Below are 26,857 nucleotides of genomic sequence, written 5' to 3' on the forward strand. Positions count from 1 at the left end.
CCTTCCGCCCATGGAACAGCGCCAGCTCGGACGCACCGGCCTGCGGGTCTCCCACCTCGGCCTCGGCACCCTCACCTGGTCGCGGGACACCGACGAGCACGACGCGGCCGAGCAGCTCCGCGACTTCGCGGAGGCCGGCGGCACCCTGGTCGACACCTCGGCCTCCTACGCCGACGGCGGCGCCGAGGAACTGCTGGGCAGCCTGCTGGGCCGGGTGGTCGACCGGGAGGACGTGGTGCTGTGCACCAAGGCCGGCGCCCGGGCCGGGGTGGTGGACGCCTCGCGCGGTGCGCTGCTGACCACCCTGGACGCCTCGCTGCGCCGGCTGGGCACCGACCACGTCGACCTGTGGTTGGTGCAGACCCCGGACCCGCGCACCCCGCTGGCCGAGACCGTCTCCGCGCTGCGCCGGGCGGCGGACTCCGGCCGGGCCCGCTACGTCGGGCTGTCCAACCACGCCGGCTGGCAGGTGGCCCGGGCGGCGACCCTGCTCGGCGAGGACCCGGGACTGGCCGCGGTGGAGGCGGAGTACTCGCTGCTGCAGCGCGGCATCGAGCGGGAGGTGCTGCCCGCGGCCGCCGACCTCGGAGTCGGGCTGCTGGCCTGGTCGCCGCTCGGCCGCGGGGTGCTGACCGGCAAGTACCGCCGGACCGTGCCGGCCGACTCGCGCGCGGCCTCCCCCCACCTGTCCGGCTTCGTGGAGCCCTACCTGGGCTCGGCGGCCGCCGGGGTGGTCGAGGCCGTGGTCACCGCCGCGCGCGGACTGGACCGGGCACCGCTGGAGGTGGCGCTGGCCTGGCTGCGGGTCCGGGCGCAGGTGGCGTCGTCGATCGTGGGCGCCCGCACCCCCGCGCAGCTGCGCGACTCACTGGGTGCCGAGGACCTCGACCTGCCACCGGAGATCGTGCTGGCGCTGGACGAGATCAGCGCACCCGCGCTGGGGTACCCCGAGCGGCGCTGAACTGCTGCGCCGGCCACAGCCCTCCCGCCGGCCCGGCTTCCTCATCGAGGTTGCACGAATGCACGCTTCCCGGGCCGGGAGACGTGCATTCGTGCAACCTCGGCGAGAGCGGGACGGGCGGGGCGGGTCAGTCGGCGAGAGGGGGACGGGCGGGGCGGGTCAGTCCTCGTCCTCGTCCAGGTGGTCGTCGAGGTCGTACTCGTCGTCGTCCAGGTCCTCGGCGTCATCGTCGTCGGCGTCGTCCTCCCCGGCTTCGTCGTCCTCCAGGAAGAACGGGGTCGACTCGCCGTGCACGGTCAGCAGCGCCTCGTCGTAGACCTCGAAGGCGTCCGCCAGGACGTCGTAGGCGTCATCGACCCGGGGGTCGTCCTCCGTGCGACGGGTCGCCACGGCTGCGTAGTGCGCCTCGAGCGCGGCGATGAAGCGGTCGAGGGCCGCACGGGGATCGATAGCCATGGTCTGAACGGTAGCCCCCGAACAGGCACAATGGCACGGGCATAGGTCCGGCAGCGGGAGTGTTGGGTGGATTGATGGCACGCAGCAGAGCGACAGACATGCGGCAGTACGAGTACCGGGTGGTCTCGATCCCGCGCACCACCCGGCGCAGCGACATCCGTCGACTGCTCACCGACGAGGCCGAGTACGGCCGGTGGGAACTGGCCCGCACCAGCATCTACACCGGCGGCGACCGGAAGGTCTGGCTGCGCCGCCGGATCATCAAGGTCGAGTCGACCCTCGGCGTGTACGCCGACTGACGCTCAGGCCTCCCGCAGCAGGCCGTCCAGCACCCGCACCCCGAACCGCAGTGCGTCACTGGGCACCCGCTCGTCCACGCCGTGGAACAGCGCGGTGAAGTCCAGGTCGGCGGGCAGGCGCAGCGGCGCGAAGCCGTACCCGGTGATGCCGAGCCGGGCCAGCGACTTGTTGTCGGTGCCCGCGCTGAGCATGTACGGCAGCACGACGGCACCCGGGTCCTGGTCCTGCAGCACCCGGGTCATGGTGTCCACCAGCGCGCCGGTGGCCGGGACCTCCAGGCCGATGTCCACGTGCTCGGGCTCGACCCGCACCTGCGGACCGGCCAGCTCGCGGACCTTCGCCAGCACCGCGTCGTGGTCGCCGGGCAGCGGGCGGACGTCGATGCTGGCGGTGGCGCGGCTGGGCACCACGTTGCTCTTGTACCCGGCGTGCAGCTGGGTCGGGTTCGCCAGGGTGCGGATCGACGAGCCGACGAACCGGCGCGCCGGGCCGAGCGCCCCGATCAGCCGGTCGATCGCCAGCGGGTCGTCCAGGTCCAGCGGCAGGCCGGTGAGGTCGGCGACCCCCTCCAGCAGAGCCATCACGGTCGGGGTAAGCCGGATGTCCCACTGGTAGGCACCGACCCGGGCCACCGCCGCGGCCAGCTCGCTCACCGCGTTGTCCGGGTTCACCGCTGACCCGTGCCCGGCCTGCCCGTCCGCGATCAGCTTCAGCCAGGCGATGCCCTTCTCCGCCGTCTGCAGCAGGTAGGCCCGCTTGCCGTCGACATCGACCGAGAACCCGCCGACCTCGCTGATCGCCTCGGTCGCGCCCTCGAACAGCTCCGGGCGCTGGTCCACCGCATAGCGCGCGCCGTACTTCCCGCCGGCCTCCTCGTCGGCGAACATCGCCACGATCAGGTCCCGCGCCGGACGGCGGCCCTCGCGCATCATCTGGCGGACCACCGCCAGGATCATCGCGTCCATGCCCTTCATGTCCACGGCGCCACGGCCCCAGACCATGCCGTCGAACTCCTCGCCGCCGAAGGGGTCGACCTTCCAGTCCTTCGCCTCGGCCGGGACCACGTCGGTGTGCCCGTGCAGCACCAGCGCCGGGCGCTCCGGGTGCTCCCCCGGGATCCGCACCACCACGTTGGCCCGGCCCGGCGCGGACTCGAACAGCTCGGGGTCCAGGCCGACCTCCTGCAGCTGCTCCACCACGAACTCCGCGGCGGCGCGCTCCCCCGGGCCGGTGTTGTCGCCGTAGTTGGAGGTGTCGATCCGGATCAGGTCCTGCGTCAGCCGTACGACCTCGGCCTCGGCCGCGGAGACATGCGTCTGCGCGTCGGTGCGGGCGTGGTCGTGGTCACCGGGCAGGGGGCTCATGGGGCCACCGTACCGGCCGTGGTCGGCACCGCCGTGACCCCGGGGTACGACGCGGGCGCGGGACGACCGCAGGTGTGCACGCCCGGGCCGGACTCGGGGCACCGGCGCGGGGCGCGGGTGCGGCCGTGGACGGACCTTCCGACGTGGACCACGACCGGTCCGCCGTCGCGGCCGGCGCCACCACCGCTCCCTCCGGCACGGGAGCAACCGGCACGCTCGGTGTGGACGGTCGTGGCGTGGGAGGACGTGGCAGAGGAACGTGAGCTCCGGAACGTCCGCCTCGCCTCACAGGGCTCCGGTTGGGGTGTCGGTGGTGGCGGGTAGTGTCGTCTTATGGCACTTGACCTGCGTGAATACGACCTCCGGGAGCTCCCGGTGCGGTCGGGCGCGCGGGTGTTCACCGACCCGTGGGACGTCGGCGGTGACCTGTGGTGGCTCGAAGACGGCGGTCTGCCCGAGCCGGTGGAGGATGTGCCGCCGCGGTGGGTGGAAGACCCGGTGTTGGCGGCCCGGGTCGCGGCTGAGCAGACGGCAGCCGATCCGACCCTGGACCCGCGCGCCCAGGTGGAGGAGATGCTCGCGGAGAACGGTCCGGTGTTGGCCCGGATGCTGGCCAACCTCGACCCGGTCGCGGTGGACCTGTTGGACCTGCCCGCGGTCGCCGAGGCGGCGGCGCGGTTGGAGTCCTGGGCCCACGCGGTCTCCGCGCGGGTGGCCGCGGAGTTGGCCGAGCGGGATGAGATGAACCCGGTCTGGCCCGAGTACGCCGGGAACGTGCACCGCCCGAACACTGCGGCCGATGAGTTGGCGATCTACCTGAACATCGGCCGCCGGTCCGCCCAGACCCTGGTCGACGAGGGCCTGGCGTACCAGCGGCACCTACCGGGCACCGGTCAGGCGTTGCGCACCGGGCGGATCGATACCGCCCGGGCGCGGGTGATGGTGCGCCGCCTGGCCGGGGTGGACCTGTTCACCGCAGAAGAAGTCGAAACGACCGTGCTGCCGGGCGCTCCGGAGCGGACCGCGGCGCAGCTGTCCCGTGACATCGACCGGGCGTTGCTGCGCGTGGACCCTGATGGTGGGGCGATTCGGCGCCGGCGCGGGCGCGCGGACCGGCACGTTGCCCGCCCCAAACCGCTCGGGGACGGGATGGCCGGGGTGTGGGCGTTCCTACCCGCCCAGGACGCCGCCCGGTTGGACCAGGCGTTGGACGCCTCCGCCCACGCGCTGAGCCACGGCGGAGACCAACGCACCCTGGCCCAACTGCGCGCGGACGCGCTGCTCGATGCGGCACTGGTCGGACCCGCGTGGGCGCCGCTGCTACCCGAGCACGGTGCTGGGACCCATCACGGGGCGACGAGGTTCACCGGCGCGGACACCGACCGCGTGGGCATTGAGTCCGTCACGGGCGAGGACTACGCCACCGAGCCGGGCCATCGCGCGGCCGCGGGACACCGTGCCCCGTCGGTGACCCGGCCCCGGGTCGAGGTCCGGATCACCGTGCCCCTGTCCACCCTGATCGGCACCGACCAGGAACCCGCCGACATGGACGGGCACGGGCCGATCGACGCGGCCACCGCCCGGGCCCTGGCCGCAGGAGGTGTCTGGCGGCGCCTGGTCACCGACCCCCTATCCGGCGCGGTCCTGGACGTCGGGCGAACCCGATACCGGCCACCACAAGAACTCGCCGACCACGTCATCGCCCGCGACCGCACCTGCGCCAGACCCGGCTGCACCGTGCCCGCAGTCGCCTGCGACCTCGACCACACCATCCCGTTCGGCGACGGCGGCCCCACCGCCGCGACCAACCTGGCACCCTTGTGCAGGCGCGACCACCTGCTGCGCACCCACGCCGGACACCACATCGAACAGACCGCCGCCGGGCAGATCATCTGGACCACCCCGACCCGGCGGTACGTGTCGGTGCCCGGACGCGACGGCTACCACCGCATGCTCCGCGAACGACCAGGCGAACCAACCGGCACCAGAACCGGCCAACCAGCAGGCCCGACAGAGGCCACCTACGAACCAGCACGCCCGACAACGGCGGGGGTTGAGCGTGCACGCCCGACAACGGCGGCCGATCAACGCGCGCGCCCGACAACGGCGACCAATGAACACGCACTCCTGGCCGCGGGAACCCACCCGCCCGCACACCCGAGCGCAGACGCGGACGACGAGATCATCCCCTTCTGACCGGCGCCACCACCGCGCCCTGACCGACGCCGCACGTCGACACGCGAACCTCCGTCCGGCCCTGGGCGGAGCGGTGCAGCGGGCGGTGATCAGGCCAGGCGTGGGCCGACAGCCGGGCCGGGTGACACTCCCTCAGGACGGGGACCCACGACCCAGCGCACCCGGACGGCCAGCTCCGTCCGCTCCGGTTCATAGCAGGACACCGAACCGATCCTGCTCTGACCGCACCCGCGCCTGCGCGTCACCGACCGCCCGCGGGCCCGGTCGCACCGAAGTGTCGTTCCCCCCTGCGCTCGACAAGTGCAGCGCGTGGGCCGGGAGAGCCCGACCCACGCGCTGGACCCGTCAGACCGCCAAACCGCGCCGGGCGAGCAGCGGGCCGGTCTGCGGGTCGCGGCCGCGCAGCTCCCGGAAGGCGTCCATCGGGTCCACCGATCCGCCGCGGGACAGCAGCACCGACCGGAACCGGTCGCCGTTCTCCCGGCGCAGCCCGCCGTTCTCCTCGAACCAGGTCACCGTGTCGGCGTCCAGCACCTCGGACCAGATGTACGAGTAGTACCCGGCCGAGTAGCCACCGGCGAACACGTGGTTGAAGTAGGTCGACCGGTAGCGCGGCGGCACCGGCGCGAAGTCGACCCCGGCCTCCGCCAGCGCGGCCGCTTCGAAGCGCTGCACCTCGTCCACGTCGGTGGGCACCTGCTCGGGGGCCAACCGGTACCAGGCCTGGTCCAGCAGCGCCGCCGCCAGGTACTCGGTGGTGGCGAAGCCCTCACCGTCCTGCCGGGCGGCGATCAGGGTCTCGATCCACTCGGCAGGCATCGGCTCACCGGTCTGGTGGTGCACCGCGTAGGCGGCCAGGATGCTCGGCTCCCAGGCCCAGATCTCGTTCACCTGCGAGGGGTACTCCACGAAGTCGCGCGGCACCTCGGTGCCGGACTGGGACGGGTAGCGCACGTCGGAGAACAGCCCGTGCAGCGCATGGCCGAACTCGTGGAACATCGTGATCACCTCGTCCCAGGTGAGCAGGGTCGGCTCACCGGCGGGCGGCTTGGGGATGTTGAGGTTGTTCACCACCACCGGCTTCTCATCCAGCAGGTGCGACTGGTCGACCAGGTTGTTCATCCAGGCCCCGCCGCGCTTGGAGTCGCGGGTCCAGTAGTCGCCGAGGAACAGGCCCAGCCCGCTGCCGTCGGCGTTGAACACCTCGAAGACACGCACGTCCGGGTGGTAGCCGATCAGGTCGGGGCGCTCGGTGAAGGTCAGGCCGTAGAGCTCGTGCGCGGCGCGGAACACGCCTTCGGTGAGCACCCGGTTCAGCTCCAGGTAGGGCCGCAGCAGGCTGTCGTCCAGCGAGCGGACCTCCTTGCGGACCTGCTCGGCGTAGTACGCCCAGTCCCACGGCTCCAGGTCGGCGTCCGGCAGGTCCCGGCGCAGGGCGGCCTCCAGCGCACCGGCCTCGGCGCGGGCGTTCGACACGGCGGCGGGGGCCAGCGGGCGCAGGATGCCGTCCACCGCGTCGGTGGTCTTGGCGGTGGCGTCCTCGACGACGTAGGCGGCGTGGTGCTCGTAGCCGAGCAGCTGGGCGCGCTCGGCCCGGGCCCTGGCGAGCGCGAGCAGGGTGGCGCGGGTGTCGTGCTCGCCGCCCTTGCCGCCGCGGGTGACGCTGGCGGTGTGCAGCCGCTCGCGCAGGCCACGGTGCCGGAGCTGGGCCAGCAGCGGCTGCTGGGTGGGCAGGATCAGGTCGATCAGCCAGGCACCCTGGTGTCCGCGCCGGGTGGCGGCCTCGGCGGCGGCGGCGATCGCGTCCTCGGGCAGGCCGTCCAACTCCGCGCGGTCGGTGACCAGGACGGCGGCGGCGTTGGTCTCGTCCAGCAGTAGCCGGCCGAAGACGGTCTCCAGCCGGGTGATCTCCGCGTTCAACTCGCGCAGCCGGGTCTGGGCGGCCGGGTCGAGCCGGATGCCGGCCCGGATGAAGTCGGTGTGCAGGTTCTTCAGCAGGTAGGCGGTGTCCGGGTCCAGGTCGAGCTCCGCCTGCATCAGGGCGTCCACCCGGGCGAACAGCCGGGGGTCGAGCAGGATCGCGTCGGTGTGCTCGGCCAGCAGCGGGGCGATCTCCTCCTCGAGCGCGGCCAGTTCGTCGGTGGAGTCGGCGGAGGCCAGGTTGTAGAACACGGTGGCGGCGACGTGCAGCAGGTGCCCGGACCGTTCCCACGCCACCAGGGTGTTCTCCACCGTGGGCTCGGCCGGGTCGGTGGCGATCGCCTCCATCTCGGCCCGCTCCTGCGCCATCCCGGCCAGCAGCGCCGGGCGGTAGTGCTCGGTGCGCAGCGCGGCGAAGTCGGGCAGGCCGTACGGCAGGGTGGACGGGGTGGCGAACGGGTTCGCGGGATCCAGGGTCGTCATGTCCGCCATCATCGCCGATCGGTGCTGAGCAGGGTGCCGACCCAGTCGTCGTACCGGGTGTCGCCCTTGACCGCGCCGCCCCGGATGCAGCCCTCCATCCGGAAGCCGGCCCGCTCGGCCACCGCCCGCGACGGCTCGTTCCCGACGAATGCCCGCCAGGCCAGCCGGTCCAGTCGCATCCGGCCGAAGGCCGCCTCGACCACCAGCGCCACCGACCGGCTCATCAGCCCCCGGCCGCGGGCCTCCGGCGCCAGCCACCAGCCGATCTCCGCCGAGCGCACCGGCTCGGCGACCAGCCCGACCATGCCGACCAGCCGGTCGTCGCCGGCCTCCCGGATCCCCCAGGTGCCGCCGCCCTTCGCCCAGCTCCCGGGCACGTACTCGGAGACGAAGCCGGTCGCATGCTCGAGCAGGTACGGGCCGGGCACGGTGGTCCAGCGCTGGATCGCCGGGTCCTGACAGATCCGGAAGATGTCGTCCGCGTCCCCGGAGTCCGGGGTGCGCAGCAGGACGGTGCCGTCGGTCAGCTCGAAGGGCTCCATCCGGGCATGGTGCCAGGTCAGGCGAGCGGGGCGAAGGTCATTTCATGCGCAGCGGCCACCCCGGGGTGCCGCACCTGCCCGCCCTGGGCGGTCAGTCCCCCGGCCAGCGCCGGGTCCGCCGCCAGCGCCGCCCGCCAGCCGCGGTCCGCCAGGGCACTCAGGTAGGGCAGCGTGGCGTTGGTCAGCGCATGGGTACTGGTCACCGGGACCGCCCCCGGCAGGTTGGCCACACAGCAGAAGGTGCTGCCGTGCACGGTGAACACCGGGTCCTGGTGGGTGGTCGGCCGGGTGGATTCGAAGCAGCCGCCCTGGTCGACGGCGATGTCCACCAGCACCGAGCCGGGCCGCATCCGGGCCACCATCGCATCGGTGACCAGCCGCGGCGCACGGGCACCGGGCACCAGCACCGCACCGATCACCAGGTCCGCGTCGGCCACCCGGTCCGCGATCGCCAGCGCCGAGGACGCCACGGTCCGGACCCGGCCGTCGAAGGCGGCGTCGATCTCGCGCAGTTTGGGCAGCGACAGGTCCAGCACGGTCACCTCCGCCCGCATCCCGAGTGCCACCTCGACCGCGTGCCGTCCGGCGACCCCGCCGCCGATCACCAGGACCCGGGCCGGTTCCACCCCCGGCACCCCGCCGAGCAGCCGTCCCGCTCCCCCGGCGGAGGACATCAGGTAGTGCGCCCCGATCTGCACCGCCAGCCGTCCGGCCACCTCGCTCATCGGCGCCAGCAGCGGCAGTGACCCGTCCGGCAGCTGCACGGTCTCGTAGGCGATCGCGGTCACCCCCGAGCCGAGCAGCGCCTCGGTCAGCGGCCGGTCGGCGGCGGCGTGCAGATAGGTGAACAGGGTCAGGTCCTCGCGCAGGAAGCCGTACTCGGCGGCCACCGGCTCCTTCACCTTGCAGATCAGGTCGGCACCGGCCCACACCTCCGCGGCCTGCGGCAGTATCCGGGCGCCGACCGCGGTGTACGCCTGGTCGGGGATCGCCGATCCGGCGCCCGCACCGGCCTGGACCAGCACCTCGTGCCCGGCGGCGACCAGCTGGTGCGCTCCGGCGGGGGTGAGGGCCACCCGGTCCTCGGCGTTCTTGACCTCTGTGGGGATACCGATCCGCATGCTGCTGACGGTAGCCCGCATGGTCCACGCTGGGGAGATGAGTGAGACCTTCCGTAAGCGACGCGCCGGTGCGCCACACGGGTTCTTCGCCTGTGAGGCGGCCGGGCTGCGCTGGCTCCGGGTGCCGGGCGGGCCGGCGGTGGTCGAGGTGCTGGACGCCGGCCCGGACCACCTGGACCTGGAACGCTTGACCGAGACCCGGCCCACTCCGGCGGCGGCGACCGACTTCGGCCGGCGGCTGGCGGTGCTGCACGACAGCGGCGCACCGGCCTTCGGCAGCCCGCCGGAGGGCTGGGCCGGGGACGGCTTCTTCGGTCCGATGGACCAGCCCTACCCGATGCCCGCCGGGGAGTACGACAGCTGGGGTGCCTTCCTGGCCACGTGCCGGATCGCTCCGCTGGCCGAGCTGCTCGGCGGCCACGACGGCCTGGACCGGCTGGCCGCGGAACTGGCGGCCGGGCGCTGGGACGACGACGACCACCCGGCGCGGCTGCACGGCGATCTGTGGTCCGGCAACGTGCTGTGGACCGCGGGCGGCGCGACCCTGATCGACCCGGCGGCGCACGGCGGGCACCGGGAGACCGACCTGGCGATGCTGGCGCTGTTCGGGCTGCCGTATCTGGCCGAGGTGCTGGCCGGCTACCAGCAGGTGCACCCGTTGCGCCGGGGCTGGCAGTACCGGGTGGGGCTGCACCAGGTCTACCCGGTGGGCATGCACGCGGTGCTGTTCGGCGGCGGGTACCGGGCGCAGCTGGACGCCCTGGTGACGGCCGCCCTGGCCCGGACATGACGAGGGCCCCGGGGTGCACCCGAGGCCCTCTGCGTGAGTGACAGCATCCGTACGCCACCGTCCACCGCGCCCGCTTGTCCTTCTCCCGCGCGGCTTGAACCGTCCCGGCCTCGTTGAGGACCGTCGATGACGAGCCACCCGTCCCGTGTCCGTCCAACCCTCACCAGGGAAGCGTGCTCCACGTCCGGGCCGGTCCCTCCGCGGCGGGATGCTGCCACCGCCACGCGGACCGGGTGAGACCAAGTCTCGCGGGGTACAGCACCGGGGGTCCAGGGTTTATTCCGGTCAGCCCGTGAGTGCCGGTTCCTCGGGCTCGGACAGCGACAGCACCGCGCCGATCATCCCGGGCACCCGGGCGATCTCCCGCTCCAGTTCGGCCAGTGCGTGCGAGGCCTGGTCCTCGGCCGGGTTGCCGGTCAGGTCCACCGCCCCGGTGAGGAACAGCCGCCCGGCGCCGACGTACTCCAACCGGATCTGGGTCACCCGGGCCACCCCCGGCAGGGCGAGCAGTGCGCGGACCGCGGCGCGTTGCAGCTCCGGGTCGGCGGCCTCCCCGACCAGGAACCGGCGGTTGCGGTCGATCAGGACCAGCGCCACCACGGCCAGCAGCACCCCGACCAGGATCGAGCCGATCGCATCCGGCGCCGAGGACCCGGTGAGCTGGTGCGCCCCGATCCCGGCCGCCGCGATCAGGATGCCGATCAGTGCCGCCGCGTCCTCGAAGAACACGGCCCGCACGGTCGGGTCGGAGGTGGACAGGATGTGCTCCCACAGGTCCCGGTCCCGCCGCGCCGCCGCCGACCGGGCCTGCCGCCAGGCCTGCAGGAAGGAGATCCCCTCCAGCACGAAGGCGATCCCCAGCACCAGGTACGCGACGGCGAAGTTCTCCGCCGGCGCCGGGTGCACCAGCTCCTGGATGCCGTGGGTGATCGACACCCCGGCGCCGACCGCGAACAGGCCGATCGCGGCGAACAGCGACCAGATGTAGATCTCCCGGCCGTAGCCCGCCGGGTGGCTGCGGTCCGCCGGCCGCGAGCCGCGCCGCTGGGCGACCAGCAGGAAGACCTCGTTGCCGGTGTCCGCCCAGGAGTGCGCGGCCTCGGCCAGCATCGAGGCGGCCCCGGTCAGCACCGCAGCGACCGTCTTGGCCAGGGCGACCAGGGCGTTCGCCGCCAGCGCGAGCACGACGGTCAGGGCGCTCTCCTGGTGGGATGTGCGGTCGGTCATGGGTCCTGGCCTACCACCAGGACGACCTGCGCGCCCGCCGTCTAGAGTCGGACCGATGTCCGAGAACTCTGCTCCCGCCCCTGGTCACAGCCGGGTGGCCGCCCGGATCGGGTGGACCGCCGGGGTGCTGGTCGCCGTCCTGATCGCGCTGGTGTTCGGCGTGACCACCGCCTCCGCCCGGCTCAGCTTCGGCCCGCACGAGGCGCAGTACGACGTGACCACCGATGCCGAGATCACCCTGGATCTGGGCCCGCTGGGGGCGCTGGAACTCGACTCGCCGCTGCCGCTCGGACTCGGTGCCCGGGTGACGGTGCAGGAGATCCCGGAGAACGTCGACGCGCTGGACGACATCGACACCCTGCAGCAGCTGAGTGACGACGCCGCGTCCTACCTGCAGTTCTTCACCGGCCCACAGGCGACGATCGAGGACGCCGCCCGGGCCCTGGTGGTCGACGCCCTGCGCCGGGCGGCCCTGGCCCTGCTGGTGATCGGCGCGGTGGTGCTGGCGGCCCGGTCGCTGCTGGGTCGTCCGCGCCGGACCGAACTGGCCTCCGGGGTGCGGCGGAACTACGGCACCGTGCTGTCGGTGACCGCCACCGTGCTGGTGTTCGCGCTGGCCCTGACCGTCTCCACCGTGCGCGAGCGGCGGGCGCAGGCGCAGGCGACCCCGGTGTCGACGGTCTTCGACGACACCCCGCTGGAGGGCGCCCGGGTCACCGGCCGGCTCGGCGGCATCATCAACACCTACGGCGGCCTGCTGGTGGACGCCTACCGGGAGAACGAGGACTTCTACGCCGAGGCCGACGACGCCCTGGTCGCCGCCTGGCAGGAGTGGTCCGCGACCGCCGAGGCCGAGGCCGACCCCTCCGACGAGCCGACCGCCCTGGACGACGGCGAGCAGGTCGAGGCCACCGCCGGGGCGACCCCCACGGTGACGGCGAGCGGGGAGCCCTCGCCCTCCACCAGCGAGGACGCCGAGCCGATCACCCTGCTGCTGATCTCCGACCTGCACTGCAACGTCGGGATGGCCCCGCTGATCACCTCGATGGTGGAGCTGTCCGGGGCACAGATCGTGCTGGACGCCGGCGACACCACGATGAACGGCACCTCGGTGGAGCAGTACTGCGTCACCACCTTCGCCCGGGCGATCCCCTCCGGCGTCGACCTGATCACCGCCCCCGGCAACCACGACTCCTCCGACACCACCGCGCAGTACGCCCGGGCCGGGGCGACCGTGCTGGACGGCGGCGTGATCGACGTCCGCGGGATCCGGATCCTGGGCGACCGCGACCCGAAGGCCACCCGGCTGATCATCGAGCAGCAGCAGGACGAGTCCTACTCCGCGGTCGGCCGCCGGCTGAGCGAGGTGGCCTGCGAGGACCCGGACGGCGTCGACCTGGTGCTGTTCCACAACCCGCGCGCGGTCACCACGATGCTCGCCGACGGGTGTGTCCCGGCCCTGCTGTCCGGGCACATGCACACCCGGACCGACCCGGAGCAGGTCGAGCAGGGCATCCGGTACATCAGTTCCTCCACCGCCGGTGCGCAGGAGAACGAGCCCCGGATCGGCCCGCTGCGCGGCACCGCCGAGATGACCCTGCTGCGCTTCGACCCGCAGACCCGCAGCATCCTGGACTGGCAGCTGATCGAGATCGGCACCGACGCCTCGGCCACCGTGCACGACCGGACCGCCTGGCCGCAGATCGAGGACCTGCCCGAGGACGACGAGGACGACGACGCCCCGGCACCGTCGGCCTCCCCGAGCGCGGCGGAGTGACGCCGTGCGGGTGGTGCTCGCGCCGGACTCGTTCAAGGAGTCGATGAGCGCCACCCGCGCCGCGGAGGCGATGGCCGCCGGTGTGCGCGCCGTGCTGCCGGACGCCCGGTGCGTGCCGGTGCCGATGGCCGACGGCGGCGAGGGCACCGTCCTGGCGCTGGGCGGCACCCCGGTCCCGGTGCCGGTCGCCGGACCGCTGGGCGACCCGGTGCGAGCCCTGCTCGGCTGGCAGCCGGCCCGGCGGCTCGCGGTGGTCGAGTCCGCGCAGGCGGTGGGCATGCACCTGGTGCCGCCCGGGGCACGCGACATCCTGCGCGCCGACTCCGGTGGGGTGGGCACCCTGGTCCGCGCCGCCCTGGATCTGGGCGCGGACCGGATCGTGATCGGCCTGGGCGGCACGCTGACCAGCGATGGCGGGGCCGGGCTGTTGCGCGAGCTGGGCGCCCGGCTGCTGGACGACCGCGGGGACGAGCTGCCGCCGGGGGCGCCGGTGCGGTTGGCCACGCTGGACGCCACCGGGCTCGACCCCCGGCTGCGCGGCGTGCGGATCGAACTGGCCTGCGACGTGCGGAATCCGCTGCTCGGGCCGCGGGGGGCGGCGGCGGTGTTCGCGCCGCAGAAGGGGGCGACGGGGGCGCAGGTGGCGGTGCTGGAGGCGGCGCTGGAGCGGATGGCGGTGGCGCTGGACCGGGCGGAGCTGGTCGGGGCCGGGGTCCCGCCGTACGGGGCTGGGCCGGGTTCCGCATCGCACGCCGGACCGGTCGCCGACCGCCCGGGTGCCGGTGCCGCCGGAGGTCTGGGGGCGGCCCTGCTGGCGCTCGGTGCCCGGATGCGGCCCGGTGTGCAGGTGGTGGCCGAGGCGGTCGGCCTGGCCGAGGCGGTCGCCGGGGCGGACCTGGTGCTGACCGGCGAGGGCCGGGTGGACGGCCAGACCCTGGACGGCAAGGTGCCCGCCGGGGTGTGCGCCGTCGCGGCCGCCGCGGGGGTGCCGGTGGTGGTGCTCGGCGGCAGCGTCGACCCCGCCGCCGACCTGAGCGGACTCGGGGCACGGGCGGTCCGGGAGATCGCCGCGGGTCTCCCGCTGGCCGAGGCGCTGCGCCGCGGACCGGAACTCCTGGAGCGGGCGACCGCGGCGGTGCTGCGCGAGCTGGTGCGGGACCCCCGGCCCGGCGGCGGCGCCCCGGAACGCGGATAACCTCGTTCCGTCACCGCAGAACCGTCCGCCCCACCGGGCGGACCCGGAACCGGGAGCACCATGGGCTACGAGCTGGGCACCGACGGGCCGTCGTCGATCGTGGTCGGCGTCGACGGCACCGAGCCGTCGTTCCGGGCCGCCGCCTACGCGCTGGGCCAGGCCCGCCGCCAGGGCAGCCGGATGGTCGCGGTCTTCGCCCGGAGCACCACCGGCGGGATGGCCTCGGTGATGGACGCCAGCGGTGCCGCCCGGACCGCCGTGCTGGCTGCCCAGGACGAGATCGAGACCCTGCTGCGCCGGGCGCACGCCACCGACGCGGGCGAGGTCGACGTGGAGCTGGTCATCCGGACCGGCGACCCGTACCAGGTGCTCTCCGACGTGGCGCGGGAGGTGCGGGCGGACTGCGTGGTCGTCGGCTCCTCGCAGTCGATCGGGCACCGGATCGCCGGGTCGCTGGCGGTGCGGCTGGTCCGCCGCGCGCACTGGCCGGTCACCGTCGTGCCCTGACTGGCTCACCCGAACTGTGCCAATCCGCCCCGCCGCCCGTCCCCGTCTCGCCGAGAGTGCGCGAATGCACGCCTCCCGGCCCCGGAAGCGTGCATTCGTGCACTCTCGAGGATGAGGCGAAGCCCGAGTCACTCCTGCGGGTGACCGCCGTCCGTGCGGTTCGCCCTGGTCGGCGCCTTCACCCGGGTGAGCGTTCACATCACGGCTGCTGCGCGGCCGTCGGTGTCCGAACAGGAAGGGCGCTGGGGGCTCCGTGGTTCCCGGCGCCGTCCCGACCCTGCCTGCGAGGAACGCCGTCATGCCGTCGACCCACCGCCGACCCACCACCCGGCGCGAGCCCTTCCGCAGCCTGGGGGTGGTGCTGACTGCCGCGCTGCTGGGTGGGCTCGCGGTCCCGGGTGCGTGGGCCGGGGAGGCGCCGACCCCCGGGGCCACTGCCGCGCCGACCACCACGCCCGGGCCCACTGCCGAGCCGACCACCGCACCCAGGCCCACCGCGCCCACCGACACCCCCACCGCCACCCCGAGCGCCACCCCCGCGCCCACCGTCACCCCCAGCGCCTCCCCCGCCGACGACACCGCGCCGATGATCGTCACCCTCGCCCCGGGCACCAACGCCGCCGCCACCGCCGCGGCCGCCACTGCCGGGGACAACTCCACGGTGGAGGACGTCTTCCCCGCCGTCGCGGGCTTCGCCGCCGAACTCACCGACCAGGCGATCGCCGAGCTGGACGCCGACCCGCGGGTGCTCGCGATCGAGCCGGACCGGCCGGTCGCCGCGATGGCCACCCAGCGCCCGCCGTCCTGGGGCCTGGACCGGATCGACCAGCAGAAGCTCCCGCTGTCCGGGACGTACACCTACGCCCAGACCGGCAAGGGCGTGACCGCCTACGTGATCGACTCCGGCATCCTCGCCGGCCACCGCGAGTTCACCGGGCGGGTGCGGTCCGGGTTCACCGCCGTGCAGGACGGCAAGGGCACCACCGACTGCCTGGGCCACGGCACCCACGTCGCCGGGACCCTCGGCGGCACCACCTACGGCGTCGCCAAGCAGGTCACCCTGGTGCCGGTCCGGGTGCTGAACTGCACCGGTTCGGGCACGTCCTCGCAGCTGATCGCCGGGATCGACTGGGTGGTGGCCGACCACAAGCCCGGCCAGCCCGCGGTGGCGAACATCAGCCTGGGTGGTGCCGCCAGCGACGCGATTGATGCCGCCGTGCAACGTCTGGTCGCGGACGGGGTCACCGTCGTGGTCGCCGCCGGGAACGGGAACAAGGACGCCTGCACCATGTCCCCGGCTCGCGCGGTCAACGCCGTCACCGTCGGGGCGACCACCCGGACCGACACCCGGTCGTCGGTGTCGAACTGGGGCCGCTGCCTGGATCTGTTCGCCCCCGGCGAGGCGATCGTCTCCGCCTCGCACCGCAGCACCACCGCCACCGCGTCGATGACCGGCACGTCGATGGCCGCCCCGCACGTGGCCGGCGCCGCGGCCCTGGTGCTGCAGAAGTCCCCGAAGTCGACCCCGGCGCAGGTGTGGTCGACGCTGTTGCCCCGCACCGGCCAGAACCTGGTCAAGTCGGCCGGGGCGACCTCGAAGAACCGGCTGTTGCGGATCGCCTGAGCGAGACCGATACGACATTTCCCGCCTCACCTCGGTACCGTCGCCGAACCGACTCAGCGAGGAGAGCGCTTCCATGACCCACCCGGGCACCACCGGCCTGACCCCCGACTCCCTGGCCCAGGGCTCCACCACCGTGCTGGACGACGACCGGCACGTGGACCCCGACCTGGCCCGGCTCGCCCGGCGCGCGGCCGCCGACGGGGCGGTGCTGCTGCGCAACGGCGGGGCCCTCCCGCTGGCGCCGGACGCCCGGGTCGCCGTGTTCGGCCGGGTGCAGATCGACTACTTCACGGTGGGCTATGGCTCCGGCGGGGACGTCAACGCCCCGTACTCCTGGAACCTGCTGGACGGGCTGCGGGACGCCGGGGTCGCGGTCGACGAGGAGCTGGCCGCCGTCTACACCGACTGGTCCGCCGCGCACCGGCCCGACCCGGGCGAGTGGGGCACCTGGCCGCGCTCCTTCGACGAGATGCCGCTGGACGCCGCGCTGGTCTCGGACGCCGCCGGGCGCACCGACCTGGCCGTGGTGGTGATCGGCCGCGCCGCCGGCGAGTCCCGGGACAACACCCTGGAGCAGGGCAGCTTCCTGCTCACCGATGACGAGCGGGTGATGCTGGAGCAGGTCACCGCCGCCTTCGACCGGGTGGTGCTGGTGCTGGACATCGGCAGCACGATGGACCTGTCCTGGCTGGAGGAGGACTTCGGCCACCGGATCGACGCGGTGCTGCTGGCCTGGCAGGGCGGCATGGAGTCCGGGCGGGCGGTGGCCGACGTGCTCACCGGCGCGGTCTCCCCCAGCGGCCGGCTGACCGACTCGGTGGCGCTGAGCTACCCGGACTACCCGACCGCGGGCAACTTCGGCCACCCGGATGTGAACGTTTACGCCGAGGACGTGTACGTCGGTTACCGGTTCTTCCAGACCTTCGCGCCGGAGCGGGTGCAGTTCCCGTTCGGCTTCGGACTGGGCTACACCACCTTCGAGCTGGCCGACGCCGGGTCGACGGTGGACGGCGACCGGGCCACCGTGCGGGTCCGGGTGACCAACACCGGGCAGCGCTCCGGGCGGCAGACCGTCCAGGTGTACGCCGCCAAGCCGCAGGGCGCGCTCGGCCAGCCGGTGCTGGCGCTGGCCGCGTTCGGCAAGACCGCCGAGCTGGCCCCGGGCGAGTCGGCCACGGTCCGGCTGGCCGTCGACCTGACCGAGCTGGCGAGCTACGACGACTCCGGCGCCACCGGCCACCGGCACTCCTGGGTGCTGGAGGCCGGCGACTACCACCTGCACGTGGGCGCCGACGTCCGGGACGCGGGCCACCAGGTCCCGACCGTGACGTTCGCCGTGCCGGAGACCCGGCTGGTCCGTCGCCTGACCCAGGCGGTCGCCCCCGACCCGGCGCACCCGTTCGTGCGGATGCGGCCGGTGCCGGACGGCCAGGGCGGGTTCCGGGTGGACCGGGAGGAGGTGCCGACCAGCACCGTCGACCGCCGGGTCCGGATCCTGGCGGACCTGCCCGAGGCGCTGCTCGCCGGCCGGAGCGGGATCACCCTGCCCGACGTCGCGGCCGGTCGCGCGACGCTGGCCGAGCTGGTCGCCGACCTGTCGCCGGAGGAACTGGAAGGCCTGACCCGCGGCGACTACGTGATGGACAGCCCGCTCGGCGCACCGGGGAACGCCGGGGTGCTGGGCGGGACGGTCGAGGCGCTGCGGGCCCGGGGCATCAGCCCGGTGACCACCACCGACGGCCCCTCCGGGATCCGGCTGTCCGCCTACGCCAGCCTGTTGCCCTGCGGCACGGCACTGGCCGCGACCTGGGACCCGGAGCTGGTCGAGTCGCTGGCCACCGCGCACGGCGCCGAGATGGTCGCCAAGGGCTCGGACATCCTGCTCAGCCCGGGGATGAACATCCACCGCGACCCGCTGTGCGGCCGCAACTTCGAGTACCTGTCCGAGGACCCGCTGGTCACCGGCCGGATCGCCGCGGCGGTGGTGCGCGGCATCCAGTCGAATGGTGTCGCCGCCTGCCCCAAGCACTTCGCGGCGAACAACCAGGAGGAGAACCGCAACCGGAACGACTCCCGGGTCTCGGAGCGGGCGATGCGCGAGATCTACCTGCGCGGGTTCCAGCTGTGCGTCGCCGAGGGCCGCCCGCAGACGATCATGACCAGCTACAACAAGATCAACGGCGTGTGGGCGCACTACCACCACGACCTGGTCACCACGATCCTGCGCGAGGAGTGGGGCTACACCGGACTGGTGATGACCGACTGGTGGATGCAGCCGGCCACCGACCCGGACTTCCCCGCCCTGACCAACGACGCCTACCGGGTGCGGGCCCAGGTCGACGTGCTGATGCCGGGTGGACGGGACTTCGGCACCGATCACGGCGACGGCAGCCTGCTCGCCGCCCTGGACCGGGAGGACGGCCTCACCCTCGGGGAGGTGCAGCGCACGGCGGCGAACGTGTTGCGCTTCGTGTTGGGCAGCCGGCCGTTCCGGGACGGGCTGCGCTGACCGACCCGGTGGCGGGACGGTTCCGGTCGCCGACCGGGCCGTCCCGCCGCAGACTGCGGTGATGGCATCCGACGACCTCACCGCCCTTGTCCTGATCGGCTCGCTCAAGCCGTCGCCCACCCCGTCCAGCAGCGAGCACCTGGCCAATCAGGTGCTCTCCGCGCTCGGCCGGCACGGCGTGACCGGCAGCACGGTGCGCCTGGCCGACCACGACATCCGCCCGGGCGTCGAGACCGACATGGGCGACGGCGACCAGTGGCCGGCGATCCGGGCCCGGGTGCTCGCCGCCGACATCCTGGTGATCGCCACCCCAATCTGGCTCGGCCAGACCTCCTCGGTGACCAAGCGGGTGCTGGAGCGGCTGGACGCCGAACTGTCCGAGACCCAGGCCGACGGCCGGCCGATCCTGTTCGACAAGGTCGCCGCGGTGGCCGTGGTCGGGAACGAGGACGGTGCGCACCACGTCAGCTCCGAGCTGTTCCAGGCCCTGAACGACGTCGGCTACAGCATCGCGCCGCAGGCGGTCACCTACTGGGTGGGTGAGGCGATGGGGTCGGTCGACTACCGCGACCTGCCCGAGACCCCCGTGTCGGTGGCGTCCACCACCGAAACCCTGGCGCGGAACACCGCCCACCTCGCCCGGCTGCTGCGCACGCAGGGCTACCCGGCGGAGTGAGCCGGGGTCGCACGGTGGACCAGCCGACCGCGGCCAGCACCACCACGATCCCGGCCAGCTGCACCCCGGTCAGCGACTCCCCCACCACCGCGGTCCCGAGCAGCACCCCGGTCACCGGGTTCAGCATCCCGAGTGCACCGACCTGGGCCGCCCGCAGGTGCTTCAGTCCACCGAACCAGCACAGGTAGGCCAGCGCCGTCGCCACCAGGCTGGTGAAGGCGAAGCCGAGTCCCGCGCGCAGGTCCAGCGCGGGCGGCGGTCCACCGATCGCCGCGGCGGCGGTCAGCATCAGCCCGCCCAGGGTCAGCTGCCAGGCGGTGGACGCCAGCACCGGGGTGCCCGCCGACCACCGCTTGCCCAGCAGCGCCCCGACCGAGGACGACACCAGCGCGGCCAGCGCCGCCAGCACCCCGACCGGGTCGATCGCCCCGCCGGTGCCGCCGAGCACCACCACCAGCGCCGCCGCCCCGACTGCCCCACCGGTGACCGCCCGGACGGTGGGCCGCTCGCTGTTCAGCGGCCAGGCCAGCAGGATCAGCACCAGCGGGCTGAGGGCCATCACCGAGGACGCGATGCTGCTCGGCAACAACTGCGCCGAGGCGTAGACCAGCGCGAAGAACCCGGACACGTTCAGCACGGCGAGCACCGCGCTGCGCCACCACTGCTGCCCCCTCGGCAGCGCCCGGGCCAACGGCAGCAGCACCAGTCCGGCCGGCAGCGCCCGCAGCGCGGACCCCCACAGCAGCGCGTCGGCCGGTAGCAACTGCCGGGTCACCACGTAGTTCGCGCCCCAGGCGATCGGCGCCACCGCCGTGATCGCCAGCCATCCCGATTTAGCTTCCATGGAAGTCATACTAGCTTCCTCGGAAGCTAGTATGACGGGGTGAGCACCGACCGCGTGGCCCGGATCCAGCAGCAGTGGCAGCACGAGCGCCCCGACCTGGACGTCTCCCCGCAGGGCCTGGTCGGCCGACTGCACCGGCTGGCCGACCTGCTCCGGGAGGAACTCGTCGCGCTGTACCGCCGCTACGGACTGGGCGAGGGCGAGTTCGACGTGCTCGCCTCGCTCCGCCGCCAGGGCCCGCCCTACGAGCTCGCCCCCGGCGCGCTGGCCCGGCACACCATGGTCACCACCGGGGCGATGACCAAGCGCCTGGACCGCCTGGAGCAAGCCGGGCTGGTCGAGCGCCGGCTCAGCGACCAGGACGGCCGCGGCCGGGTGGTCCGGCTCACCGACGAGGGCCGCGCGCTGTTCGACGAGGCCTTCACCGCGCACATCCGCAACGAGCACCGGCTGATCGCCGCCCTCGACCCGCAGCAGCGGGCCGCGCTCGAGGAGCTGCTGGCGGTCTGGCTGGCCGGGTTCGAGCAGCCCGCCGACGACTGAGTGGGGCCACTCGCCGCGGCCGCACGGGCACCCAGACCGACCTACGCTGTGCCTGGTCAGCCGCCCGACCCGGTGAAGGAGCCCCTGTGTCCTCGCAGCTCTTCGACGACCGGGCCGTGGACGACGCTGCCGCCCGTCCGCGGTACCCGGTCACCCTGACCGACCGGCTCGCCGCCGACCTGCCCACCGACCGGACGCTGCGGGTGCTGGCCGCCGCCGCCGGGACCGGGACCGTCCTCGACTCGCTGATCCCCGCCCTCGGCGCCCGGCACGACTACGTCGCCATCGACACCTCCCCCGGCCTGACCGAGGTCGGCCGGCGCCGGTTCCCCGACGTGCACTGGCGGGTCGAACCGGTCGAGCCGGTCCTGGAACGGCTGTACGCCGAGCTGGACCTGATCACCGTCGGCCAGGCCTTGCACCGGCTGGAGCGCGACCGGTTCCTGCGCGCCACCCGCGGCGCCCTGCGGCCCGGCGGTCTGCTCGCGGTGCTGCAGCATGAGGCTGCCCCCGACGTGAGCGAGGAGCTCAGCGCGGTGTTCGGCGCGGACGCGGTCGAGGAGGTCGCGGTGCCCGGTGCGGCCCGGATGACCCTCGCCCGCCGCGGCTGAGCCTCAGGCCTCCGCGGCGGCCTCCGTCTCTTCCTCCTGCTCCGGCGCCGGGGACTCGAGTTCGCCGGGTTCCATCGGCGGATCCGGCGTGTGCAGCCGCGAGTAGACCGCCCAGACCACCGACACCAGCGGCACCGCGATCACCGCGCCCAGGATCCCGGCGGTCAGCGTCCCGCCGGCCACCGCCAGCGCCACCACCACCGGGTGCAGCGACACCTGCTTGCCCATCACCAGCGGCTGCAGCACATGCCCCTCGAACTGCCCGATCAGCGCGATCCCGACGCCCACGATCGCGGCCTGGATCGGCCCGTTCGCCGCCAGCGCCACGATCATCGCGACCACCATCGCCGAGGGTGCGCCGATCAGCGGGATGAACGCACCGATCAGCACCAGCACCGCCAGCGGCGCCGCCAGTGGCACCCCGACGATGCTCAGCAGGATCGCCGCCAGGATGCCGTCGGTCACCGCGATGATCACCGTCCCGCGGGTGTACCCGGAGAACGTGTACCAGCCCGCCCCGCCCGCGGTGTGCCAGGTCGACCGCACCCGGGCCGGCAGCTGGTTGAGGAACCAGGTCCACATGTCGGCGCCCCGGGCCAGGAAGAAGATCGCGCAGAACAGCGCCAGCGCCAGCGCGGTGAACACCTCGACCACCGACCCCGCCTGCGAGGCCGCCTGACCCGCGATGTCCCCGGCATGGTCCTGCACCCACTGCCGGCCGTTGTCGATCCACTCGCCGATCTGGTCGTTGGTGATCGTCACCGGCAGCGGGCCGTCCTCCAGGAAGTCAACGATCTGGTCGATGCCCGCCCCGAACTGCTTCGACAGCGCATTCCACTGATTCGCCACCGAGTACGCCACGTAGAACACCAGCCCGGAGAACACCAGGAATCCGGACAGCAGCCCCAGCGCCGTCGCCAGCCCGCGCGGCATCACCTTCGCGTACAGGTCCACCAGGGGCCGCAGCACCGCGGTCAGCACCAGCGCGATGAACACCGCGACGAACAGCAGCTTCACCTGCGAGGTGGCGAAGAACACCACCCCGACCCCCACCAGCAGCACCAGCAGCCGCCAGGTCACCCCCGCGGCGCTACGCAGCCAGCCCGGCACGTGCTCCTCGTTCGCCGCGGTCGGCCGAGGCCGTTGACCGGCCACCCGCCGCACCCCGCTCCCGCCGCCCGTGCTCTGCTCGGCCATCGCGCGCGCCACCTCCCTCACCCGCCGGACCAGGGACGATCCGGCCTCCGACCAGTCTGGACCCGGGCCGCGATGCATGCCCGCGCAGCGCGCCGTGCTATCTTTACTCACCGTTCCCGCGACACCGGGATCGCATGCTGCCGCATCCGGTCCGTGCCGTGGGACGCACCCTGTCCGGGTGGCGGAATGGCAGACGCGCTAGCTTGAGGTGCTAGTGCCCGTATAGGGCGTGGGGGTTCAAGTCCCCCTCCGGACACTCGTTGAGACAGCGAGCATCACGGCCCGTGACCTGCGGCAACGCGGGGCACGGGCCGTTGTGTTTTCGCTCCGCGCTCGCCGCGTCAACACTCCCCGTCAACACCGAACGCACCGTGAGCGCCCGCGAACGCGCTCGGCACGCTCCGCGAGGGCTACGCAACGCGGCGTTGACGGCGTTCCAGAACGGCCCGCAGGCGGGCGCACGTCATGGGCGCGTAGGCGATCGCCTCCGGGTCACCTAGGAGACGTACGACACGCTGGTAGTGCCGGATCGGCGACTCCCCCAGCTCGCGCCGGATCGCCATCTCCTTCGTGCCGGCGAAGTGCCAGAACCGCGCCTCCAGATCGAGGGCGGCCCGATCCTGGGCGCTCAACATGGCCGGTCCAACTCCTTGTGCAGGTTGACGATCGCGTTCTTCTCCGCGGCGGTGAGCCCGTCCAGGCGGGCCATCAGCGTCGGCTCGTCCACCCAGAGGCAGTCAGCGACCTCACGCATGTCCTCGGCCCACCTGAGGGCATCGAGTAGGTCGTCCATCTCGATCAGCCAGCGCGCGGCGTACTGCTCTGCGACGCGATCCTCAGCCGGAGAGCAGCCGTTGATGTGACCCAGCTCGATGTGCGCGAGCTCGTGGGCCAGCGTGCAGCGGCGCTGCACCTGCGACTGGTGCGGGTGCATGCGGATGACGGTGGTCCCGTTCGTCGAACCGAGCCGGTCCGGCATGACGGGCCACGTCACGTTGATCTCTGGCTTCCCGCGAAGCCGACGCCACGGATGGAACATGAAGCCGAAGCTACGAGCTCCCACCGACATGGGTGAAGATTCTGCGTGTACCGGTGTCCACTGTGGTACCCCTGCGCTACTGTAGGTACACGCGATAGGGGCCAGACCCCGAGCGTCCAGCCTTCGACCCTCGTCCTCCAATGACGAGGGTCGTCGTGCGTTACCAGCGGCTCGATCGCCCAAGCCTCGTGTCCAGCCAAACCCGGTCGCGCGTCACCGCCTGGTCGATGATCGACCACAGCCGCCTGTTGGCTCGGTCGACCTTGGGCCGATCGGCGTCGCGCCCAGAGTCGATACGCTGCTTCAGGTAGGTCACGAGGTCGATCGCCTGTATCTGGCGGTACTTCGCTGAGTCCACGAACTCGATGGACAGGATCCGGTCGAGCTGGGTGGACTTGTAGCCCCAGGTCCCACTCTGCCGAAACTCCTCAAGTGAGCGCACAACAGATGCGGCAAACCTGCAGTCATCGGCGAACACGTAGCAAGCCTGGTCATTCGCCTTGGCCCGCTCATGGATGCGCTCCAGCGTGTAGGTCAGTGCCGCCTCATGCTCGTTGAAGCCGCGGCCCGCGTAGATACGCGCGAACTCTGCTCGGTGCACAGCCTCGAAGATGATTGCGTTGGCGCGGAACGCGATGGCATGGAGCGCCCACGTGTACACCTGGATTCGCTCCCATGGCCGAAGCGACCGCCACGGACCCTTCGCTTGGAAGATCTCCACTCCATGCAACTCCGTGGACGCAGGGATCCCGAACTCGCGCTCGGCTCGGTCCATCACCGCGTCGAGGTCCGCTGCGAGCAGCCGCCGCTGACCCGCGGGCATCACCAGCGCTCCGATGCGGTAGATCTCCGTGTCGGCAGACTCGTCGATAAGTGCTATCCAGCGATCGTCCGCACTCACCGTGGCTCGCTGCCCCCATCATCCTGCGACTCCTCGCCCGTCGATTCGTCTGGCGCGTTCGCCGGCGGGTTGCCCTTCGAAGTGCGCCCAGCCTGCAGCAGCTCCTCGTTCTCCGCGGCCGGGGCTGGCGGTCGCGCCGGCAGACGCCTCACGTTGTCCGGTGCGGAGCCCGAAGGCTCCGAAGTCTTGGGGGCGGGCTGCTCAGCATCGCCCTCACCTGCCTTCTGTCGCGCCTCTGCGAGAGCTCGATTGAGCTCCGCGAACTGGCGGATGGCGCCGAGGACGACCATCCGCTGCTCCGGCGACAGAGTGTCCGCACCGTCCGGGAGCTGCTCAGCCAGCGGTGCCAGCGGCACCGGAACACCTGCAGCTCTGTAGACGTCCTCCAGCGGGACACCGGACAAGGCGGCCAGCGCCTCAAGTGTCTTGTGCCCAGGCCTGCTGAGGTACTTACCCGTGAGGATCCTGTCGACCGTGGTGTACGACAGCGTGAGGCCCTGCTTCTCGGCGATCCGGCCGAGCTCGCGCCCTCGTGCGCCGCCGTTGCGGTCGGAGGCCAGCTGGGCGACCTCCCGCAACGTCTGCGGGTTGCTGTTCGTCATGGCTCGACTCTTCCCGGACTGGTCTCACTGTTGCCAGCGGCGCGCGCGAGTTTTCGGACAAGTGACCACGCGATTCTAGGGCGTGACCTGTGCGTTTGTGGGGACCTCTTGACAAGCGTCTGGTGCGCGCGCCACGCTTCACTTGTCAGAGCGAGCGAGAGGGAAGAAGATGAGTGCACGACGACCCAAGGTCAGATACCTGAGGGAGGTGTGGATGAAGGTCATCGACGGCCAGCGCATCGCATCAGCACGACGGCGCGCGGGCTTCACCCAGTACGACCTCGCTGCGCTCAGTCGGTGCACGCAGGCCACGATCTCGGCCCTGGAGACAGGGACCATGAAGGGCTGCTCGGAAGACCTCGCCACCACGATCTGCAAGTGGATCGACCGCGATGTGGAGGAACTCTTCGAGCGCCACGACGGCTCTCGTGTGCACCGAGTGACAAACGCTGCCGGGTCCAAGCGCCACCGAGTGGAGGTCCCAGCAGCATGAGCATCGACCTGATCCAGCACGCGTTCCACGGTCAACCGGTCCGCGTCATCACCGACGAGTCCGGCGAGACCTGGTTCGTTGCCACCGACGTGGCGAAGATCCTCGGCTACCGCGAGGCGAAGGACATGACCCGACGTCTGGACGAGGACGAGAAGGGTCGGCGCTCAGTGCCGACCCCTGGCGGTGAACAGTCCGTCACGGTCATCACCGAGGCGGGCCTCTACGCCGCGATCCTCGGTAGTCAGGTCGAGGGCGCCCGCCGCTTCAAGCGCTGGGTGACCCACGAGCTGCTCCCGGAGATCCGGCGGACCGGCGGCTACGGGATGCCGAAGGACTACCCGTCCGCCCTCCGTGCTCTCGCTGCTGAGGCCGAGTCGCGTGCCGCGTTGGCCGCGAAGGTCGAGGCCGACGCCCCGAAGGTGCTGTTCGCCGACTCGGTCGCCTCGTCTTCGACGGACATCCTGATCCGCGACCTGGCGAAGATCCTCGCGCAGAACGGCGTCGAGGTCGGCGGGAACCGGTTGTTCGAGTGGCTGCGGCGTGACGGGTACCTGATCCGCGCCGAGGGCCGGGACTACAACTCCCCGACCCAGCGGGCGATGCAGCTTGGGCTGTTCCGGGTGAGGGAGACCGCGGTGACGCACTCCGACGGCCGGATCACGGTGAACAAGACGCCCCTGGTCACCGGCAAGGGGCAGACGTACTTCGTGAACCGGTACACGGCTCGGACGGCGGTGCCGGCATGAGCACCGCTACCGAGTCCCCGCTCCTGTCCCCCGCCGACGCCGCGGCGTACCTGCGCACGTCGGAGTACCGGGTTCGTCGCCTGGCTCAGCACGGGGAGATCTCGAAGATCAAGGACGGCCGGTCGGTGTGGTTCACGACCGCTGACCTGGACCAGTACATCGAGCGGCAGCGCGTGAAGGCCGCGAACCCGTTCCAGACGTCGCGGCCGAAGAAGCGCCGCTGACACCCCCGG

At 72.8% G+C, this 26,857-nt stretch carries 26 protein-coding genes, 1 tRNA gene and 1 pseudogene; 16 read left to right on the forward strand and 12 right to left on the reverse strand.

What is annotated here, in order from left to right; genetic code table 11:
• Nucleotides 1–10 precede the first annotated feature (10 nt).
• On the forward strand, nt 11–961 hold the full coding sequence (locus HGA03_RS05675; RefSeq protein ID WP_168629256.1) for an aldo/keto reductase: 951 nt from the start codon (nt 11–13) through the stop codon (nt 959–961).
• A 159-nt stretch (nt 962–1,120) separates the two neighbouring features.
• Here the strand turns inward: HGA03_RS05675 and HGA03_RS05680 are convergent, their stop codons facing one another.
• On the reverse strand, nt 1,121–1,417 hold the full coding sequence (locus tag HGA03_RS05680) for a primosomal protein (protein ID WP_168629257.1): 297 nt from the start codon (nt 1,415–1,417) through the stop codon (nt 1,121–1,123).
• 74 nt (nt 1,418–1,491) lie between these two features.
• Here HGA03_RS05680 and HGA03_RS05685 point away from each other — a divergent pair, with 74 nt between their 5' ends.
• Nucleotides 1,492–1,716: a DUF5703 family protein gene (locus HGA03_RS05685; RefSeq protein WP_168629258.1), complete on the forward strand. Its 225-nt coding sequence runs from the start codon at nt 1,492–1,494 to the stop codon at nt 1,714–1,716.
• Between the two features lie 3 nt (nt 1,717–1,719).
• Here HGA03_RS05685 and HGA03_RS05690 read toward each other — a convergent pair whose 3' ends face one another.
• A complete protein-coding gene (locus HGA03_RS05690) occupies nt 1,720–3,081 on the reverse strand; it encodes a M20/M25/M40 family metallo-hydrolase (RefSeq protein WP_168629259.1) in 1,362 nt (453 codons plus the stop codon).
• Nucleotides 3,082–3,414: 333 nt separating this feature from the next.
• On the opposite strand from HGA03_RS05690, the gene HGA03_RS05695 reads away from it, so the two are divergent.
• Nucleotides 3,415–5,277 (forward strand): HNH endonuclease signature motif containing protein, encoded by a 1,863-nt coding sequence (locus tag HGA03_RS05695; RefSeq protein WP_168629260.1) that lies wholly within the window; start codon nt 3,415–3,417, stop codon nt 5,275–5,277.
• A gap of 345 nt (nt 5,278–5,622) precedes the next feature.
• Here HGA03_RS05695 and HGA03_RS05700 read toward each other — a convergent pair whose 3' ends face one another.
• Genes HGA03_RS05700 through ald form a run of 3 tightly spaced genes read right to left on the reverse strand, consistent with a single transcriptional unit; the run spans nt 5,623 to nt 9,343 of the window.
• A complete protein-coding gene (locus HGA03_RS05700; RefSeq protein WP_425591860.1) occupies nt 5,623–7,689 on the reverse strand; it encodes a M3 family metallopeptidase in 2,067 nt (688 codons plus the stop codon).
• A complete protein-coding gene (locus HGA03_RS05705; RefSeq protein ID WP_168629262.1) occupies nt 7,689–8,222 on the reverse strand; it encodes a GNAT family N-acetyltransferase in 534 nt (177 codons plus the stop codon). The genes HGA03_RS05700 and HGA03_RS05705 overlap by 1 nt, the downstream gene beginning before the upstream one ends.
• Nucleotides 8,223–8,239: 17 nt before the next feature.
• The gene (gene ald / locus HGA03_RS05710; RefSeq protein ID WP_168629263.1) at nt 8,240–9,343 is read right to left on the reverse strand and encodes an alanine dehydrogenase; all 1,104 of its coding nucleotides are present in this window, start codon (nt 9,341–9,343) and stop codon (nt 8,240–8,242) included.
• Nucleotides 9,344–9,380: 37 nt separating this feature from the next.
• Here ald and HGA03_RS05715 point away from each other — a divergent pair, with 37 nt between their 5' ends.
• Nucleotides 9,381–10,133, forward strand: a complete 753-nt coding sequence (locus tag HGA03_RS05715) for a fructosamine kinase family protein (protein ID WP_168629264.1) — start codon at nt 9,381–9,383, stop codon at nt 10,131–10,133.
• 285 nt (nt 10,134–10,418) lie between these two features.
• Here the strand turns inward: HGA03_RS05715 and HGA03_RS05720 are convergent, their stop codons facing one another.
• A complete protein-coding gene (locus tag HGA03_RS05720) occupies nt 10,419–11,360 on the reverse strand; it encodes a cation diffusion facilitator family transporter (protein WP_168629265.1) in 942 nt (313 codons plus the stop codon).
• Nucleotides 11,361–11,415: 55 nt separating this feature from the next.
• On the opposite strand from HGA03_RS05720, the gene HGA03_RS05725 reads away from it, so the two are divergent.
• The 6 genes from HGA03_RS05725 to HGA03_RS18765 all read left to right on the forward strand — a co-directional run bounded on the left by HGA03_RS05725 (nt 11,416) and on the right by HGA03_RS18765 (nt 19,648).
• Nucleotides 11,416–13,137, forward strand: a complete 1,722-nt coding sequence (locus tag HGA03_RS05725) for a metallophosphoesterase family protein (RefSeq protein ID WP_168629266.1) — start codon at nt 11,416–11,418, stop codon at nt 13,135–13,137.
• A 4-nt stretch (nt 13,138–13,141) separates the two neighbouring features.
• Entirely contained in the window at nt 13,142–14,332 is a 1,191-nt protein-coding gene (locus HGA03_RS05730) for a glycerate kinase (RefSeq protein WP_168629267.1), read from the forward strand.
• A 60-nt stretch (nt 14,333–14,392) separates the two neighbouring features.
• Nucleotides 14,393–14,839 carry a universal stress protein gene (locus tag HGA03_RS05735; RefSeq protein WP_168629268.1) on the forward strand — a complete coding sequence of 149 codons (447 nt, stop codon included), beginning with the start codon at nt 14,393–14,395 and terminating at the stop codon, nt 14,837–14,839.
• A 298-nt stretch (nt 14,840–15,137) separates the two neighbouring features.
• A complete protein-coding gene (locus HGA03_RS05740; protein WP_247601899.1) occupies nt 15,138–16,463 on the forward strand; it encodes a S8 family peptidase in 1,326 nt (441 codons plus the stop codon).
• A gap of 73 nt (nt 16,464–16,536) precedes the next feature.
• Nucleotides 16,537–18,972 (forward strand): glycoside hydrolase family 3 protein, encoded by a 2,436-nt coding sequence (locus HGA03_RS05745; protein ID WP_168629269.1) that lies wholly within the window; start codon nt 16,537–16,539, stop codon nt 18,970–18,972.
• Between the two features lie 61 nt (nt 18,973–19,033).
• Entirely contained in the window at nt 19,034–19,648 is a 615-nt protein-coding gene (locus tag HGA03_RS18765) for a flavodoxin family protein (protein ID WP_168629270.1), read from the forward strand.
• A gap of 34 nt (nt 19,649–19,682) precedes the next feature.
• On the opposite strand, the pseudogene HGA03_RS05755 reads toward HGA03_RS18765, so the two are convergent.
• A pseudogene (locus HGA03_RS05755) lies at nt 19,683–20,501 on the reverse strand (EamA family transporter); the annotation flags it as partial.
• Nucleotides 20,502–20,531: 30 nt separating this feature from the next.
• Here HGA03_RS05755 and HGA03_RS05760 point away from each other — a divergent pair.
• Together HGA03_RS05760 and HGA03_RS05765 are read left to right on the forward strand one after the other, a co-directional pair.
• Nucleotides 20,532–21,035 carry a MarR family winged helix-turn-helix transcriptional regulator gene (locus HGA03_RS05760; protein WP_168629271.1) on the forward strand — a complete coding sequence of 168 codons (504 nt, stop codon included), beginning with the start codon at nt 20,532–20,534 and terminating at the stop codon, nt 21,033–21,035.
• A gap of 86 nt (nt 21,036–21,121) precedes the next feature.
• Nucleotides 21,122–21,646, forward strand: coding sequence for a class I SAM-dependent methyltransferase (locus HGA03_RS05765; RefSeq protein ID WP_168629272.1), 525 nt, complete (start codon nt 21,122–21,124; stop codon nt 21,644–21,646).
• 3 nt (nt 21,647–21,649) lie between these two features.
• Here HGA03_RS05765 and HGA03_RS05770 read toward each other — a convergent pair whose 3' ends face one another.
• Nucleotides 21,650–22,843 (reverse strand): AI-2E family transporter, encoded by a 1,194-nt coding sequence (locus HGA03_RS05770; RefSeq protein ID WP_168629273.1) that lies wholly within the window; start codon nt 22,841–22,843, stop codon nt 21,650–21,652.
• Between the two features lie 172 nt (nt 22,844–23,015).
• Between HGA03_RS05770 and HGA03_RS05775 the strand changes: the two genes are divergently transcribed.
• Nucleotides 23,016–23,099, forward strand: a tRNA-Leu gene (locus tag HGA03_RS05775).
• A 154-nt stretch (nt 23,100–23,253) separates the two neighbouring features.
• Here the strand turns inward: HGA03_RS05775 and HGA03_RS05780 are convergent.
• The 4 genes from HGA03_RS05780 to HGA03_RS05795 form a co-directional block, all read right to left on the reverse strand.
• A complete protein-coding gene (locus HGA03_RS05780; protein WP_168629274.1) occupies nt 23,254–23,478 on the reverse strand; it encodes a DUF3263 domain-containing protein in 225 nt (74 codons plus the stop codon).
• Entirely contained in the window at nt 23,472–23,912 is a 441-nt protein-coding gene (locus tag HGA03_RS05785) for an ImmA/IrrE family metallo-endopeptidase (RefSeq protein WP_168629275.1), read from the reverse strand. The genes HGA03_RS05780 and HGA03_RS05785 overlap by 7 nt, the downstream gene beginning before the upstream one ends.
• Before the next feature lie 130 nt (nt 23,913–24,042).
• Nucleotides 24,043–24,783: a DUF3800 domain-containing protein gene (locus HGA03_RS05790; protein ID WP_168629276.1), complete on the reverse strand. Its 741-nt coding sequence runs from the start codon at nt 24,781–24,783 to the stop codon at nt 24,043–24,045.
• Nucleotides 24,780–25,385, reverse strand: a complete 606-nt coding sequence (locus tag HGA03_RS05795) for a hypothetical protein (RefSeq protein WP_168629277.1) — start codon at nt 25,383–25,385, stop codon at nt 24,780–24,782. Before HGA03_RS05795 ends, HGA03_RS05790 begins: the two co-directional genes overlap by 4 nt.
• Nucleotides 25,386–25,599: 214 nt before the next feature.
• Here HGA03_RS05795 and HGA03_RS05800 point away from each other — a divergent pair, with 214 nt between their 5' ends.
• From HGA03_RS05800 to HGA03_RS05810, 3 genes are read left to right on the forward strand one after another with little or no spacing between them, the layout of a single operon-like run.
• On the forward strand, nt 25,600–25,878 hold the full coding sequence (locus tag HGA03_RS05800) for a helix-turn-helix transcriptional regulator (protein WP_168629278.1): 279 nt from the start codon (nt 25,600–25,602) through the stop codon (nt 25,876–25,878).
• Nucleotides 25,875–26,624, forward strand: coding sequence for a phage antirepressor (locus HGA03_RS05805; RefSeq protein WP_168629279.1), 750 nt, complete (start codon nt 25,875–25,877; stop codon nt 26,622–26,624). The genes HGA03_RS05800 and HGA03_RS05805 overlap by 4 nt, the downstream gene beginning before the upstream one ends.
• Entirely contained in the window at nt 26,621–26,848 is a 228-nt protein-coding gene (locus HGA03_RS05810) for a helix-turn-helix domain-containing protein (RefSeq protein ID WP_168629280.1), read from the forward strand. Before HGA03_RS05805 ends, HGA03_RS05810 begins: the two co-directional genes overlap by 4 nt.
• Nucleotides 26,849–26,857 lie beyond the last annotated feature (9 nt).

Origin of the sequence: Cellulomonas denverensis, assembly GCF_012396125.1 — a bacterium.
GTDB lineage: Bacteria > Actinomycetota > Actinomycetes > Actinomycetales > Cellulomonadaceae > Cellulomonas > Cellulomonas denverensis.